We start from the raw sequence: 15,910 nt of genomic DNA, 5'->3' as shown, positions 1-15,910 counted from the left end.
CCTATGCCCAATGACAAATGACAAATAACTAAAAAATGAATTTTATATCAATTTTTTATGGATTGTTCTTATTGAGTGTGCTAGGAATTTATTGGTCTTTAGCACAACAGAAATTGCGATTATGGACGCTACTAATTGCTAGCTTGGTTTTCTACGGATCTTTGCAGATTCAGTACATACCATTACTATTAGCATTGACTTATATTAATTTCCGTGTGGGGCTAGAGATTGGAAAAAATACCTCACCCGGAAAACATTCTCTTGACTGGCAAATTTCTAATGAAGAGTGGCAATTTGCCCAAGGTGACTGGAATCGCCGTCGTTTAAAAGTGTTGTGGCTGGGGATAGTTCTAAATGTTTTACTGTTATTAGGTTATAAGTATTTTACTCCTTTATTCAAGTTTGTTTTTAATATACAAACAAACTCACCCGATAGCTCTTTTAAATTAATTGCACCCTTGGGAATTTCATTTTTTACCTTTGAATGCATTGCTTATTTAATAGACGTTTATCGTGGTGCGCCTGCTACTGAGCAGTTTATCAAATTTGCTACCTACAAATTATTCTTCGTAAAACTAATTTCAGGGCCGATTACGCGCTATCACAACTTAGCAAATCAATTCAATACACTAAACTTACCCAATAGCGATAGAGTTGCTGAGGCGCTGTGGTTGATTGCTAGAGGCGCAGTCAAAAAAGGTATTTTTGCAGACCACCTTGGTATTTTTGTCGATTTATGTTTTGGTAATCTACAACGGGCGGGTAGTACCGATTTGTGGTTAGCTACATTTGCCTACGGTTTGCAGTTATATCTAGATTTCAACGGTTATGTAGACATCGCCCGTGGTAGTGCTATGCTTTTTGGCTTGGTTCTACCTGAGAATTTTGATTTTCCTTACTTCAGCACCAATATTTCCGAATTTTGGCGGCGCTGGCATATCACTCTAGGAGATTGGCTACGTAACTATGTCTACTTTCCTTTAGGTGGTTCCCGTCGGGGTTTAGTCCGTACCTGCTGGAATTTATTTATTGTGATGCTAATCGCTGGTATCTGGCACGGTGCTGCTTTGGGTTATGTAGTTTGGGGCATATTACACGGTTTAGCCTTGGTGGTTCATCGACTTACAGATACTATGAGCGATCGCTTTGAAAATCTAGAACAATTCTGGCAAAATCCTCTGGGTATCTTTGTCGCTTGGTTATTAACCCAACTGATGGTTTTTACCTCTTGGATTTGGTTCCGTCTACCTAACCTCGAAGACTCTTCTTTGGTAATTCGGCATCTTTGGGGTTATCCGGCTGACGCCCAGTTTGCTGAAAAAGTCTATGTGGATGCCTTAAATATGAGCCAATCTCAACTCGCTTGGATACTTATAGCTTTAGCTGCTCTTATGGCTGTAGTCTATACCTTCAACCGAATACTGAAGTTAGAGTTTAACTGGCCTCTTAAGCTTGTCTTCGTTCCCATCTGTTTCTACGCTGTTTGGTTATTAGCTCCTGAAGGCAGTTTGCCCTACATCTACTTTGATTTTTAATAAAACATAAGACAACTTACAACTTATTATTTCTTTACAAATCAACAAAACTCAAAATTTTTGCAACAGGCTTTTTGTAAAGGAATGTAAAGAGAATTAACTAGGCGATCGCGGCATTAAAAGTTATAGCTAGTTTGGTGTTGAAACGCCTTACAAAGCTTTAATACATTACCTTTATGGCTATTGTTGATAGTAGGAAAACTTTACAGTTCTATGAGCTTGTTAAAGTATTTTTGTTACAGAATATTAAGTGCAAGATCACGTCAAAGTAAATTCATGTAGACTGTATTTCAACAGGCAAAATAAATCTTGCTTGTTCCATATTTAACAACCCATAGCACTTATAAAACAATGACCACAACCTTACAACGGCGCTCTGACGCTAACGTATGGGATCGCTTTTGCGAGTGGATCACCAGCACTGACAACCGTATTTATATCGGTTGGTTTGGTGTATTGATGATCCCAACCCTGCTAGCTGCTACTGTTTGCTTTGTAATCGCTTTCATCGCAGCACCTCCAGTAGACATCGACGGTATCCGTGAACCTGTTGCAGGTTCATTGATCTATGGAAACAACATCATCTCTGGTGCAGTTGTTCCTTCCTCGAACGCTATTGGCTTGCACTTCTACCCCATTTGGGAAGCAGCTTCCTTAGATGAGTGGTTGTACAACGGTGGCCCTTACCAATTGGTAGTTTTCCACTTCTTGATCGGTTGCGCTTGCTACCTTGGTCGTCAGTGGGAACTTTCTTACCGCTTAGGTATGCGCCCTTGGATCTGCGTAGCTTACAGCGCACCTTTGGCTTCCGCTACCGCAGTATTCTTGATCTACCCAATTGGTCAAGGTTCATTCTCTGATGGTATGCCCTTGGGTATCTCCGGAACCTTCAACTTCATGATCGTGTTCCAAGCAGAACACAACATCTTGATGCACCCCTTCCACATGCTAGGTGTGGCTGGTGTATTCGGCGGTTCATTGTTCTCTGCAATGCACGGATCTCTTGTAACTTCTTCCTTGGTGCGTGAAACCACCGAAACCGAATCACAAAACTACGGTTACAAATTCGGTCAAGAAGAAGAAACCTACAACATCGTTGCAGCCCACGGCTACTTCGGTCGTCTAATCTTCCAATACGCTTCATTCAACAACAGCCGTTCACTGCACTTCTTCTTAGCAGCTTGGCCTGTCGTCGGTATCTGGTTCACCGCTTTAGGTATCAGCACGATGGCATTCAACCTGAACGGTTTCAACTTCAACCAATCAGTTATTGACTCCCAAGGTCGCGTTATCAGCACCTGGGCAGACGTAATCAACCGCGCTAACTTGGGTATGGAAGTAATGCATGAGCGTAACGCTCACAACTTCCCCTTAGACTTAGCTGCTGGTGAAATTACTCCTGTTGCTCTGACTGCTCCTGCTATCAACGGTTAATCCTGAAGATTTAGCTAAATAAAAAGCGCCCTCCAGAAATGGGGGGCGCTTTTTATTTGTAATTATCTAAAATAATCTGAGTTCGGGTTAAACAGAGTTTTTGGAAGACAATATAAACTAAACATAGGACAGGTTGCTGGATTTAACGCTATTTTCAGCTTACTACCTGTCCCTTTCCTTATCCCGAACTCAGGTTAATTAATCTGATGAACCGAGTTTTTTGGTTAACATAAAATTCGGTTTATCAGCCTATTTTTTGAACAAAAATGCTAATACTATTTGTCTTTTAATCTGATATCAATAACAGTTGCATTAAAGTTGTAATTAAAGCCTTCCAACTCAAATGGCATTCCAATTTTAACTTTACTGTTACCGATAACAGGTCCATTATCAGTTAACTGAGCTTTGCCATCTAAAGTCATAAGCAAATCTGTGCTAAAATTGTTACTTTTTGGATCTGGTAATTCTTTAACAGTACCATCAGGTTGGGAAACATTTACTGTTCTAGGTAGCTGTTGAATGGATTTAATCTCAATCGCCCCGTGGGGTTGATTGCGGATAATCACATTAGTTTTACCGCCCTTTTTTAATCCGTTATTGAATAATTGTTCAGGGTCACGGACATTTAAACCACGAACTACTAAATCTACTTCTATGGGTACTGTTTTCGCACCGACTTGGGCAACAGAACCAGAAGTGCCAGGAAAGATAAAGATGCCAAATATAACTAGCAGAATTACTAGCGCAGCACCTAAATCTAAGAGGTTGATTTTGCCGAACAAGCGACCTTTTGAATCTAAAATAGCCATAAAAAGTTTTCCGAGGTAATAGCGAAGTAATTGATTGTAGCAAGAAGGTTTTCAATGGGAATAGTAATTTTCCCTATTTGATAATAATTCAAAGCGGCTGGGCGTTGCGGTTATGCGACAGTTTATCACGAGTTTGTAAGTTCGCAATGGTGGCAGCTAACCCTTAAACTTTTGCCCGTTAAGATTGACACACCCAGAAAGTAATATCTAGTGTTTAAGCCTATCTCTAGAGGGAGTCTCTAATTCCCATAATTCGGTAGATTTGCCTAAACATTAGCTGTATAACAACTCCTTTGGTCTGGATTTAAGAATGCAACTTAGAATACTCTAAATCCGTCTCATAATTTGTTCCATCATTTTATGTTCTCCCAAAATAATCTTCAAAGCGTATTATGTTCAACTGGAATTTTTTTACAAATTACCGTGTGTGGCGGCGTCGCTGGTTTTATCCTTTAATTTCAGTGATAGTTGCCTTGAGTCTGTGCTTGAGTACACCTCTACCTGGAAGAACTTTAGACTTCTTGCCTCTTCTACTCCAAGGAGTTCAGGCATTTCAGCTTTCTAGTATGTCTCCTCGTCAGGAAGTTGATCTGGGTAAGCAAATTAATAAAGAATTGGTAGGCAGTGAAGTGCGGCTTTACCGCAATCCAGAAGTTAATCGCTATGTGGAACAAGTTGGTCGGCGTTTAGCAGCTAATAGCGATCGCCCCGATCTCCCCTATACTTTCCAAGTAGTTCAAGATGACAGTATTAATGCTTTTGCTACCTTGGGCGGCTATGTATATGTCAATACGGGTTTGCTGAAAACCGCAGACAATGAAGCGGAACTAGCAAGTGTACTCGCCCATGAAATTGGTCACATTGGTGGTAAACACGTAGTTAAACAGATGCAGCAAAAAGCACTCGAAAGTGGTCTATTAACAGCTGCTGGCTTAGACCGGAATACGGCGGTGCAAATTGGTGTACAGTTAGCGCGAGACTTGCCACGCAGTCGTAATAATGAATTTGAGGCTGATCAAAGAGGACTACGAACTTTGACACGGACTGGTTATGCCCAGTCTGCAATGGTTAGCTTTATGCAAAAGCTGCTGAAAAAGGGTGGTTCTGCTCCGACATTTTTAAGTACGCACCCTGGAACGAGCGATCGCATTGATGGCCTCAGACGTGCAATTAACTCTCAACCTAGTAAGGGAAATTACGGCTTGGATAAGGCTAGTTATAAAGCCAATATTCGACCATTAGTGAGGTCTTGAGGTATTAGGCATCGAGCATTGCTTATTCCCCTTGTCTCCCTCATCTCCCCACTCATCTTGAATATTGCTCAATTCTTATTGCGGCGATCGACTTTGATTTTAGCTGGATCAATTCTGATCACTACATCTTCTAAGGGCAAGGTACGGAGATAGTCTTTAAAAATATTAACTTGATAAACCAGGTTATTTGTGACATCTAGTCCAGTCAACCAGCCACTCCGGGGATGATAAGCGCCAGTATCTATGTCTAGCCATCCCTCTCCTTGTGCCAGTTTACCAGGAGAAACACCCGGCAGAGTAAAGGTAATGGTATGACCGATGATAATGAGCTTATCTGGGAAGTAGGGTTTTTCAATGCTGTGAAATTCTTCTCGTATCCAGCACAGTTGATCGGCAGTTTGTTCTGTTACAGACTTGGAAGGGTCAACACCAGCATGAGTTAACCAAATATCCCCCAAGTCGAGATATGTAGGCAAACTCTTAAACCAATCCAGATGGTCATCAGGAATTGATGCCTCGTGGTAACTGGCTACGGTAGCTTGCCCTCCACTGTACAGCCATGCTTGCATCGTCGGGGAGGAAATTCTGTCATTGGTCAGAATGTTTAATAACATCTGCTCATGATTTCCCAGCAAACATGAGTAGTTATGTCGCTTGACAAAATTGACTACTTGTGAACTATGAGGCCCACGATCAATTAAGTCTCCCAGAAAATAGATTTGATCGTCTGACGTGGGGGCGATCGCCTCCAACAATGTCATCAAACCTTCATAGTGACCATGTACATCCCCAATTACAATTCGTCTGGGGCTAGTTTCGCTCATTTTCTCTTAGCTTCAATAGTTTGGCTAATACTTCTGCTACAGTTTAAGCTGTCTGGTTTCCGTAGTAGAAGGTAGAAATACTGAATAAGTTTTATTTTAATTTAATTATTCCCCCATAAATAAAATTAATTTAATATGCAATGGGATAAAATGCATCGTCTTGAGTGTTAAGAAAGAAAATCAGCAAATTTCATTCGCGTTGTTAGTTTAGAATTTAAGCTGTTGCTTCTATCTCAACAATGTCTAAAGATTTTTCTGCTGATATTAGTTCACGCATCTGCAAGCACATGAATGATGATCATGCTGATGCCATAGTTCTTTATGCTAAGACTTTTGGTGGTGTAACAGATGCAAATGCAGCACAAATGCTGTCAATTGATGCACAAGGTATGGATTTAACAGCGCAAGTGAATGGGAAAGCTGTGTCAGTTCGCATTCAATTTGATCATGTTTTAGCAGATGCGGAAGATGCCCATCAAACTCTAATTGCGATGGTGAAGCAGGCGCGGGTGAAGGCAAATTAAAAATTGGGCTAATTGATATAACTAATGCTTGGCTGTCTTTATACACACTTAGCTGTCAAGGATATTGGCTGCTGCGGTATAAGCCTTTGGTTGTACAATTTCAAGCTTCCAATCTGAAGAATAATCAGGCAAATCGTAGCCAACACTCTTAACATGAGCCAACATCAACTCATCCCGTTGATGCCAAACTGCAAATATTTTCTCTCTGCCATCATAGAATGTTTCTAGGTCGATTTGATAAACCTCATTTACCCGCTTTAGTTTCAAGCCCAGCAAATTTAACAGTCGGCTGAGTATTTTTATTCCCGAAACCTGCTCTTTCTCCCCGACTAAGTTAATCCCAAGCGCTCTTTTAATATGCTTACTGTGCTGAAAAACAATATTTTTCAGCAATATTAAATCTGGATTACTCTCAGTAAATTCTCTTTCTGATTCGAGAAACTGAAGCATTCCCAAAGCTCTCATCGCCTCAACTTTGAGCGTATAAGTTTTTAAATCTGGCAGAAAAACTTTCCCTTCACCCCAAGACAATTGCTGATGCCATTCTTGCTGGTCTCTAACGTGAAAATACTCGCTTTCGTGAGTTAGATAATAATGAATTAACAATTGACGATAATATGCGTGGTCATCCTGCAATTTCAGCCAAGGAGTAACTTCTACACCATACCTTTGCCTGAGAACATACTTGTTGATTTGGTTACGTTCTCCATCAGTCAGAGAATGCTTCACTAATAGCTGCTCATATTCTACGTAATCGATATCTTTAGCATTAGCTACAGCAGTTGCTATCGATAATTGATTTTGCTGCTTAATATCTTTAATTTTGCGTTTAATTTCTTTAGCTTTTTGACGGCTTTGCGCCCAATCTTTTTGAACTTTGACAATTTCTAAAATTAATCTTCTGCGAGTAGATAAATCATCAGCGTCAGTTGCCAAAAACGCAAGGCGTAAATCTCGAATAATATTATTGTGAACAGCATTACTCCGCATCTGAATTTGATGCCCATCAGCAATCAAACCATCTTGCAGCGATTGACGGTAGAGGCGAATAGAAGCATTTACCCGTGCAGATAACTTGGCCCAAGTTCGCAAATGAATCGGGTCATGAACTAAAGGTAAATCCACATCTATTTTATGCAGTGGACTAAGCAAAGCTAAGTTTTCTTTCTGGTTTTCTTGATACCAATCAGATAGCAAGCGATAATTTGTACTACCACTACCAATTAAGCCAATACCTCGTTTAGCGCACCAGACAACACGCGGCACATCATCCCGCACTCTTGCTAATGCTTGTCTTGCTTCCGAATCAGGAATTACCCCTTGAAAAATGCCATAAACTCGGTCGAAATGTTGGACATCAATACTAATTCCTGTACCAAGACTAGGGGTAACAAAAACGCCGTCATAAGCAGAGATTTTTTGATTGATTGCTGCGATAAAATCAACCGCTTCGTGGCCAGGTGTATTTGTAGTGTGGCTACTAACTACTAAAGTTTTGGGAAATTGCCTTCGTAATTTTTGTAAGCGTTCTTTGAGATAACGTTCAATTGTTTCGCAACTGTAACGCCCAGCGCGGCTATCGGTAGTCACATAACATTTACGTCCAGCAAGTAAATCCAATTCCAGTTGGTGAATTAGCGGTGTTGGGTTCGGCGAATCATAAAAAGTTACATCCCAACCATGCTGAGGCTTCCATTGATTGAGAACTACCCAAGGCGTTAATTTAATTCCTGCTAATCCCTGTAAATATTCAAGTGAAACATCTGATAAATCAGCATCTTGGGCAATTACTAATCCCCCAGTTGTTAACACTGTGGAAATTAGTTGCTGGAATAATTTTAATATTTTTACACGCTTGTGCTTACAAGTATTACTGTTTAATAGATGCCACAAAGACTGCTCTACTTCATCCAGAATTACTATTGCTCCCCGCCAATTTTCAGGATTAAGTTTCCAAATAGAATCAACACATAGTCCAAGGGATTGCTGTGGAAAGAGTGAACGGAGGATGGGAGGAGCAGGGGTAAGTGTTTTATCAATCCTTTTATCCCCATCTTCTTTATGTGTTCCCCATTGAATACCAATTTTCTCACACAAAAATCTTCCTAGTAGGATTCTATGAGTAATTAATAAAACAGGTTGATTTCTAACTTTTGCTTGCTGAACAACAGCTTGTAGTGCTGTAGTTTTACCTGTTCCTTTTGCTGATTTGACTCCTACTAATCCAGAAGTGGGGAAAGGTATTTCACTTATATAAGGGCGATTCAATGTGAGAGCCACAGGAATGCTTAACTCGGTGTGGGGTTTGCTTTGAGCTAAATAAATTTCTAAATCAACACTTTGGCGATAAACTTTATCAAAACTAGTTGCACCTTTGGCAACGATAAATTCATCAACTCCTTTTTCTATTCCTGGGAGTTCGATGACTTTAACAGTGCAATTTTTTTGCTGGAATAAACAACCAAGTTGAGAAATGGCGTTATTTACAGCAGCAATTGTTTTAGGTTGAGTTTCAAAATCAAAGCAAATATAAAAACTACGTTTTGTAATTGCAAACGCTGCTAAATCAGGAATTAACTGACGACGGGTAACTTTGCCAAATTCATCTTTAACAACCCGATAACCACTGGTAATTCCAGGAATGGCAATAGCTACATATCCTTGCGTTAAAAGTGTGGCTGCTTTTTTCACACCCTCACATAGAATCAGGGGAATATTATGTTGCATCACCCATTGCCAAAAGCCTTCAGCTTCACCATCAGCAGTAATGGTGATATTGTCAGGCATGACCAGATTGTAACGTCCAGCAACTTGCTGCCACACTTGCAGCGTTACCCGCAAACAAAACACCCGCGTTGGCGTGCTGGGGGGATGCTCGTATTTGATGGACTTACCATTGTGATTCTGTCGGGGTTGGTTTGGCTTAAAGCATCCCCATTCCATCATTTGCCAATTATTCAAAGGGTCTAGCCCAGAACACCACCAACCACCTTCAGTAATATGAGTATAACGCTGCAACCATGAACTTTTCACCATTCCGGTATTGGTGCGAGGGAGTAGCTCAGAAATCAATAGGTACTCAAAAGCTGTTACGCCTTGGAGTGACTTAAAATTGAGTTGCACTAGGTGTAAGTCTATACCACTACTCTTGACTAATTCTTCAAGGTGTTGGGGGTGTAAATAATAGTGCAGATGCATAGGGAAAGGAACGAAGGGAAGTCAATGAGATTAAAACATTAACATGCATCTGCTTTTTTTCTCTAAGAGAGATTGCGAGGCTTTTGTGATGCTTTTTTTACTTCGTTATGGGAGACACATCGGTTTGGACTTTAGTAAGTTATTCTGCCTATTAGATCCCCGAAGTAATAATTTTGTATTGTGATATTTGTTCGCTATTAATTTTTATTTATCAGTAAATTTCTGTGTTAAGGAATGCGATCGCTAGAGGGGTTGTAGTTGCGATCGCTATAGGGTAGTATCTTCGTACACCTTGGCGTAAATCTAGCTACCATCTCAAACCAGCAAGGAGCTTAAGCCCTTAAGGTAGGGAACTTCCGCCACACTATACTAGAAACTCGGTGCAAGTATCTTAAAGTTTACATTTTATTGGCTCTACGTTCCAAACCCAAGAGGTGATGTCTACTTTAACCCTCTTTTATCACTTTCGGGAGAGAATAATCTGGAATGCTTACAGCATAAGACTTTTACCAAAAACCATGATTTCAACCATTGTGTTAGAAAATAAACGCTCAAATGCCCACTCTATCTACAGTTCAAAATTTGGCTTTGGTTTTTATTTTCCCAGAGTGACAAAAGAGGGTTAAGGGGCTGTGACGCTCGTTGCGCGGCATGGTCTCCCCTTGGGAGATGACTCGCTAATGCTATCGGTGACGCACTAATGGGATCTATGCCAACTTCTGCGGTCATTGGCTATCGATCTCAATGCTGTTTGATTATGCGATCGCTATAAGTTATAACCATTTTACGAAATACCTGATACAAATATTTTGAGAAACGGTATTAACATCTGGCTTTTTAACAGTTAACAGTGAACAGTTATCAGTTATCAGTTAAATCCCCATCAATAAATTGAGGGGATAAGGATTTGGAGGCCTTTATGTCTCGCGCTATGCGTCTCGACATAAAATTTTTATTCTATCTCCACGATTAAAATCGGGGGCTTGTACCGAACAACACATTTATTTGATAACTGATAACTGATAACTGATTCGGTCAAGATTCCTAAATGCACAAATAATGTTAAGAATTAAGAACATCTTCTGGAAACTACCGTTGACAACGTTTATTTTCTATATGTATGTAACTTCCTTAGTAAAAAAAAGAGCTATCAAAAGTTAATCGAGGAAATTATTACTACCGCCCTTAAAGGTAAAATCAGTTCCAAAGAGTTTATATATCGCCAATTAGTAGAAAATGTAAGCAGTGGTAATGGTGAAATCTTTGAACGCTGTTTGAGCGATCGCTCACATTCCACCCAATCTGAAAAAGACTGGGTGGAGTTGACAGTAATTCTCCAAAGAATACAGCAAAGTTTGGTGACTTGGTTTGAAAGACAACCTTATGATTCCAAATGGGGTACATCTGCGTCCATTGCCACTTTTCTCAGTTTCGCTGCAGTTTGGTGCGAGTTATCTAATGGTTTCCGTATCGCTACCAGTATCGATCGCAGCAAAGGCGAAGAATTAGCGAAAGCCTGTTTTCAGATCGTCTTACAAATTCTCAGAACTTTTGCCCATCGCGAATACTTTCCCCTTTACGGCGGAGTTTTTGCCTTTTTCGGTAGGGATGCGCTGCGAGATGCCATCGCTTATTTGGATACACCACTAAAAGAAGTGGAAGGTACTCAAGAAAAAGCGCGGATACTAACGCTGTTGGGCTATTCCCAGTTTATTTTAGGTAAATATCCAGAGGCTAACTCATTTCACCAGGAAGCCTTAGAAATTGCCCGCCAAGCCGGGGATCAACCCTGTGAAATTGCCAATCTCAACCACAATAGCTGTGTTTGCGTTGCTCAAAAAGATTATTCTCAGGCGATTAACTACAGCCAGAGGGCGTTAATTTTGGCTCGTCAAGCAGGCGAACGCTTAGGAGAAGCTCACGCCTTGGCAACTTTAGGCTATAGCGAAGTGTTTGCGGCACAGCAGATGGAACGCATAGAACCAGATGTCTATGAACAAGCAATAGAATACTTGCACCGAGGTTTGGAATTGTCAGAAAAATTGAGTGATTCACGATTTGGTATCAGCTTGGCGGCTCGCCAAACTCAAGCCCTTTGTTACATCAGTCTTGGTATTGCTCACGTCGCCTTAGAAAAACCTCAAGCTGCTGTAGAATACCTAGAAAAAGGCAGTGAGGCGGTGCAGTTTTCTAGTGATAAATATCTGCAAGGGCTGAACTTTTTGTATCTGGCGGAAAGTTACTACAACCTGAATAATTATGAAAAAGCTGTATACAATAGCTGTCTAGGGATGTATTTATTAGAGCAAATTGCTGCGATGGAATGGCGGCAAGCGGCTGGGTTATTAACAATTTTACAGAGTAAATTAGGAGATGAAACCGTACAGCAATTAATAGTAAAGTACCGAACTAACATCATTAAATTTATTGGCGTGGACGGTTATGATTACTTGCCGCAATTGCTAGAAAAATACAAGCGATCGCACTAAGTTTTTGCAATAGATAGAGGTGCGTAGGCACAGTTCGCCGTAGGCATCGCTATTTTAGCAATGTAAGGAAAATAACTAAAAGTAGCTGTAAAGTCACATTACTGGTATTGGCTATTTCAGTAGTGATATCGAGCTTGAAGAAAATCAATTCGGTCATCACTTACTAGATAAACAATCCGGTGTTCTTGAGTAAGTCGCCGCGACCAAGCATCTGAATCTAAGTATTTCAATGGTTCAGGTTTCCCAATACCTGTAAAAGGATCTCGCATAATCGCTTCAACCAAGTTAAAAGCGCGAAGCGCTGTTTTGCGGTTTGTCTCTACCCAATAGGCGAGGTCTTCCCGAAATTCTGGATGAAATACAGCATCTCGAACTTTATTTTCTTGGGGTTGGGTTTCATCCTTCTTTTTCTTCGTCAACACCCAACTCCTGACGTAGTTCGTTGATACTTTGAGGTTTTAAAGTTCTAGCTTTTGCTCTTTCCAAAGCAGTTAACAGACGGATTGCATTTTTAGGTGAACGAAGTAAATGAGATGTTTCTAGTAAACTATCTAGTTCTTCAACAGCAATTAGGGCAACGCTTTCGCCTTCTTGTCGAGTGATAATTACCACTTCTCTATCTGCAACTACTTGAGCGCAGAGTTCGGCTAGGTTGTTACGAGCATCAGTCAAGTTTGTCTGGTTGGACATGGTGGCATATTTCCTAATGCTGTAGGCTTTACAGAACATAATAGCTTGAGTGATTGGAGGCTCGTGTCTTAGCTAAAATCAGTACAGGATGCCCTTTCATCTAACTTAAATTTTCTAAATCTAACCAAATAAGTAGATAAACTGATTAGTCCTCAGTTATTATTCAGACCTTGTATTCCGTTCTATGCGGCTTAAAAGGTCAATAATTGCTCTTAAAACTGCTGTCATAACATATATAACAATACAGTAAATAATCACATAAATTAAAGGTAAGAGACTAAGTATATTAGTTACAGGAGAACTTAAAGCTACACCAAATATTACAATAAAAAAAAAGACTATAATAAAAAAGACGACATACTGAAGTATCTTGAGTGTAGTAACTAATCTGGTATACAGTCTATTTTCGTTCAATCTGCTGGATAATTGATTGTTGTTCATAAATACACTATTTTTAATAAATTAGTTTGTGCAAAAAAAATTTATTTCATAATAAGCAGAAGAGTGTTTTCTCAAAGAAACACTCTTCTATAGAATTATAGCTATCAGTTTTATAACTGATAACTAAATTATCATTAAGCTCCGACGGCTTCCTTGGCAGCGTACAATACCTCAGCGTTTATTTCTTTGAAACCGCGATCGCGGGCAAATTTCTCAGTATTACGCTTCACTTTACCGCGCACAAATCCAGGAATCTTATTCAATTCTGCTTGACCATCTTTTGTCCAATTCAAATCAGAATCAGCAGAAATTCCCCTAGTAATAACTTCTTTGGTATCATGACCACCGAAGATTTCTAATAGGTGATCTTCCATTCCCAAAGTGAAAGAATTATAGATCAAATCGGTAATCTGATTCGTGCCTTCGTAACCCATAAATGGTTTGTAACCAATGGGGAAGTTTTGGACGTGGATTGGTGCAGCAATTACGCCGCAGGGAATATCCAAACGTTTACCAACGTGGCGTTCCATTTGAGTACCGAAAATGGCAGAGGGTTCGACACGAGCGATCGCATCCCCAATTTCACCATGATCTTCGGAAATTAGCACTTCATCGCAATACTCGCTAACCTGTTCGCGGAACCAGTCGGCATCATATTTACAGTAGGTTCCAGCCCAAACAACATGAATTCCCATTTCTCGCGCCAAAATCTTGGTAATGGCGGCGGCGTGGGTGTTGTCACCAAAGACTACAGCTTTTTTGCCAGTCAAGTTTTGACAGTCAATTGAACGGGAGAACCAAGCAGCCTGAGATACATGCAGGGTTTGCTCATTGATGAAGTCTTCATAGTCAACTTCTGCACCTTGAGCGTTAATTACCTGCTGAATCTTACGAATACAACGGGCAGTTTCCACTACACCCATTGGAGTAATGTCTATATAAGGTGTGCCGAATTGTTCTTCCAGGTAACGCGCTGTGGTCAAACCGAGTTCACGGTAAGGCACCAGGTTAAACCAGGCTTGGGACATCTTCTTCAAGTCATTCACCGAAGCACCTTCGGGAATTAAGGTATTTACCTCAATTCCCAAGTCAGCCATCAACCGTTTCAGTTCTGTGCAGTCGTGATTGTTGTGGAAACCAAGGGTAGTAGTACCGATAATGTTCACCGAGGGTTTCGCAGTTTTACCCTCAGCCAATTCACCCCGCCTCCGGGCTTTCTCAATGTAGTATTGGACGATTTGATCCAAAGTGCGATCGGCGGCTTGCAATTCGTTGTAGCGGTAGTGGTTCACATCCGCCAGCATTACGTCTCCTTTCGCTTCCAACTGCGCCCGTTCGACAAAGTTGTGTAAATCCTCTTGCAAAATGCTGGAGGTGCAGGTGGGAGTTAACACAATCAAATCTGGGTGTTCCTCAGCATCCTTGCGAGTGATGTTATCTACTACCTTCTCTTGGGAGCCGCGTGCCAAAACGTTGCGATCGACGACACTAGTTGTTACCGGAGTAAAATCCCTTTCCCGCGATAGCATGGAGCGCATGACGTTAAAGTAGTCGTCGCCAATGGGGGCGTGCATGATCGCATGGACATTTTTAAAAGAGCTAGCGATTCGCAGAGTGCCGATGTGGGCTGGGCCTGCATACATCCAGTAAGCCAATTTCATGTTTGTGTTCTCCCTTTTCAATAGAAATAACACGGAGTCCGATAAGAGTGGACTATAAGTGCTTGATTATTATTAAATCGTTTCTGATTGTCTCAAAAGTTGTATCCCTCTTGAAGTGAAGACTTGTAAGGATTTTAGCTGCGCTGTATAGGCGTAGACATCGCTCAAACCTTGTTCCTGATTGGAATGTAGCTTCTGAATTTAACAATATTACTGTTGCTTTTTTAAAATAAATCTTAATTTTTCGGCAAATTTGTTTTCAATGTGGGGCGGTGTGTTAACCATCACCAATAAATTTAGAAAATTTATGTACAACTTCTCCAAAATTACAAACATCCTCTTAAAGGATGTTTGTAAAGAATCAGGTTGTATTAATATTCCTACTAACCTTCCTTAAACAAGGAAAAAATGAGGAATAACGCTAGGGCTATTTCTTCATTCGAGGGAATAGAAATTAACCTAGAGAGGTATTAATTACTGCCGAAAAATTTCTACTTTTTCTAACACTACGTCTTGGTTTGGACGATCTCTAGTCGTAGGCACATTGGCGATGCGGTTGACTATATCCATACCTTCGACAACTTTACCAAAAACACTGTGTTTGCGGTCAAGATGAGGCGTTGGCCCTTCTGTAATAAACCACTGCGAACCATTAGTACCGCGTCCTGCATTTGCCATTGAGAGGATACCCGCACTAGAGTGTTTCAATTCAGGATGAAACTCATCTTCAAATTGATATCCTGGCCCACCAGTACCCCAACGGTTGGCCATATCTGGATAACGAGCCAGGGGATCGCCACACTGAATCATAAAATCAGGGATGACTCGGTGAAAGCGAACTCCATCATAGGCAGGAGTCCCTTTCTGAGATTGACCTGTCTTAGGGTCTTTCCAGTCGATTGTACCGGTTGCTAAACCTACAAAATTTTTGACGGTGTTGGGGGTTTTGTCTTCCTCCAAACGAACTATAATTTGGCCCAAGGAAGTAATTAAACGAGCGTGCAGTGTGCCATCACCGGGAATATTAATTTCTGGAAAATTCATGAGCTATC

The 15,910-nt window shown here is 40.7% G+C and carries 12 protein-coding genes; 5 read left to right on the top strand and 7 right to left on the bottom strand.

The genetic code is table 11. The features are described 5' to 3' along the window. Positions 1 to 35: 35 nt before the first annotated feature. Together CDC33_RS07495 and psbA are read left to right on the top strand one after the other, a co-directional pair. Positions 36 to 1,535 (top strand): MBOAT family O-acyltransferase, encoded by a 1,500-nt coding sequence (locus tag CDC33_RS07495; RefSeq protein ID WP_109007953.1) that lies wholly within the window; start codon positions 36 to 38, stop codon positions 1,533 to 1,535. 351 nt (positions 1,536 to 1,886) lie between these two features. Further along, the gene (gene psbA, locus CDC33_RS07490; RefSeq protein WP_100898464.1) at positions 1,887 to 2,969 is read left to right on the top strand and encodes a photosystem II q(b) protein; all 1,083 of its coding nucleotides are present in this window, start codon (positions 1,887 to 1,889) and stop codon (positions 2,967 to 2,969) included. 275 nt (positions 2,970 to 3,244) lie between these two features. Here the strand turns inward: psbA and CDC33_RS07485 are convergent, their stop codons facing one another. After that, positions 3,245 to 3,778 carry a DUF4330 domain-containing protein gene (locus tag CDC33_RS07485; RefSeq protein WP_109007952.1) on the bottom strand — a complete coding sequence of 178 codons (534 nt, stop codon included), beginning with the start codon at positions 3,776 to 3,778 and terminating at the stop codon, positions 3,245 to 3,247. 392 nt (positions 3,779 to 4,170) lie between these two features. On the opposite strand from CDC33_RS07485, the gene CDC33_RS07480 reads away from it, so the two are divergent. Next, a complete protein-coding gene (locus CDC33_RS07480) occupies positions 4,171 to 5,031 on the top strand; it encodes a M48 family metallopeptidase (protein ID WP_109007951.1) in 861 nt (286 codons plus the stop codon). 68 nt (positions 5,032 to 5,099) lie between these two features. Here the strand turns inward: CDC33_RS07480 and CDC33_RS07475 are convergent, their stop codons facing one another. Beyond that, entirely contained in the window at positions 5,100 to 5,855 is a 756-nt protein-coding gene (locus CDC33_RS07475; protein ID WP_109007950.1) for a metallophosphoesterase family protein, read from the bottom strand. Between the two features lie 239 nt (positions 5,856 to 6,094). Here CDC33_RS07475 and CDC33_RS07470 point away from each other — a divergent pair, with 239 nt between their 5' ends. Further along, positions 6,095 to 6,379 carry a DUF2470 domain-containing protein gene (locus tag CDC33_RS07470; protein WP_109007949.1) on the top strand — a complete coding sequence of 95 codons (285 nt, stop codon included), beginning with the start codon at positions 6,095 to 6,097 and terminating at the stop codon, positions 6,377 to 6,379. Between the two features lie 48 nt (positions 6,380 to 6,427). Here the strand turns inward: CDC33_RS07470 and CDC33_RS07465 are convergent, their stop codons facing one another. Beyond that, complete coding sequence (locus CDC33_RS07465; RefSeq protein ID WP_109007948.1) at positions 6,428 to 9,577, bottom strand: plasmid replication protein, CyRepA1 family; 3,150 nt, start codon at positions 9,575 to 9,577, stop codon at positions 6,428 to 6,430. Positions 9,578 to 10,851: 1,274 nt separating this feature from the next. On the opposite strand from CDC33_RS07465, the gene CDC33_RS07460 reads away from it, so the two are divergent. After that, positions 10,852 to 12,066, top strand: a complete 1,215-nt coding sequence (locus CDC33_RS07460; RefSeq protein WP_244919163.1) for a tetratricopeptide repeat protein — start codon at positions 10,852 to 10,854, stop codon at positions 12,064 to 12,066. A gap of 116 nt (positions 12,067 to 12,182) precedes the next feature. Here the strand turns inward: CDC33_RS07460 and CDC33_RS07455 are convergent, their stop codons facing one another. The 4 genes from CDC33_RS07455 to CDC33_RS07440 all read right to left on the bottom strand — a co-directional run bounded on the left by CDC33_RS07455 (position 12,183) and on the right by CDC33_RS07440 (position 15,902). Beyond that, positions 12,183 to 12,485 carry a Txe/YoeB family addiction module toxin gene (locus CDC33_RS07455; protein ID WP_109012486.1) on the bottom strand — a complete coding sequence of 101 codons (303 nt, stop codon included), beginning with the start codon at positions 12,483 to 12,485 and terminating at the stop codon, positions 12,183 to 12,185. After that, on the bottom strand, positions 12,463 to 12,756 hold the full coding sequence (locus CDC33_RS07450) for a type II toxin-antitoxin system Phd/YefM family antitoxin (RefSeq protein WP_109007946.1): 294 nt from the start codon (positions 12,754 to 12,756) through the stop codon (positions 12,463 to 12,465). Before CDC33_RS07450 ends, CDC33_RS07455 begins: the two co-directional genes overlap by 23 nt. A gap of 575 nt (positions 12,757 to 13,331) precedes the next feature. Further along, positions 13,332 to 14,858: a ferredoxin:protochlorophyllide reductase (ATP-dependent) subunit B gene (bchB, locus tag CDC33_RS07445; protein WP_109007945.1), complete on the bottom strand. Its 1,527-nt coding sequence runs from the start codon at positions 14,856 to 14,858 to the stop codon at positions 13,332 to 13,334. A 474-nt stretch (positions 14,859 to 15,332) separates the two neighbouring features. Beyond that, positions 15,333 to 15,902, bottom strand: a complete 570-nt coding sequence (locus CDC33_RS07440; RefSeq protein ID WP_109007944.1) for a peptidylprolyl isomerase — start codon at positions 15,900 to 15,902, stop codon at positions 15,333 to 15,335. Between the last annotated feature and the right edge of the window lie 8 nt (positions 15,903 to 15,910).

Source organism: Nostoc commune NIES-4072 (assembly GCF_003113895.1).
GTDB classification, from domain to species: Bacteria; Cyanobacteriota; Cyanobacteriia; order Cyanobacteriales; family Nostocaceae; genus Nostoc; species Nostoc commune.
Note: the sequence above shows the minus strand (reverse complement) of the source record. Positions and strands in the feature narration are given on the sequence as shown.

Coding starts and splice junctions, on each gene's coding strand:
- CDC33_RS07475 (WP_109007950.1), bottom strand. CDS start 5,855: ATGAGCGAAACTAGCCCCAGACGAATTGTAATTGGGGATGTACATGGT.
- CDC33_RS07480 (WP_109007951.1), top strand. CDS start 4,171: ATGTTCAACTGGAATTTTTTTACAAATTACCGTGTGTGGCGGCGTCGC.
- bchB (WP_109007945.1), bottom strand. CDS start 14,858: ATGAAATTGGCTTACTGGATGTATGCAGGCCCAGCCCACATCGGCACT.
- CDC33_RS07465 (WP_109007948.1), bottom strand. CDS start 9,577: ATGCATCTGCACTATTATTTACACCCCCAACACCTTGAAGAATTAGTC.
- CDC33_RS07440 (WP_109007944.1), bottom strand. CDS start 15,902: ATGAATTTTCCAGAAATTAATATTCCCGGTGATGGCACACTGCACGCT.
- CDC33_RS07450 (WP_109007946.1), bottom strand. CDS start 12,756: ATGTCCAACCAGACAAACTTGACTGATGCTCGTAACAACCTAGCCGAA.
- CDC33_RS07485 (WP_109007952.1), bottom strand. CDS start 3,778: ATGGCTATTTTAGATTCAAAAGGTCGCTTGTTCGGCAAAATCAACCTC.
- CDC33_RS07495 (WP_109007953.1), top strand. CDS start 36: ATGAATTTTATATCAATTTTTTATGGATTGTTCTTATTGAGTGTGCTA.
- psbA (WP_100898464.1), top strand. CDS start 1,887: ATGACCACAACCTTACAACGGCGCTCTGACGCTAACGTATGGGATCGC.
- CDC33_RS07470 (WP_109007949.1), top strand. CDS start 6,095: ATGTCTAAAGATTTTTCTGCTGATATTAGTTCACGCATCTGCAAGCAC.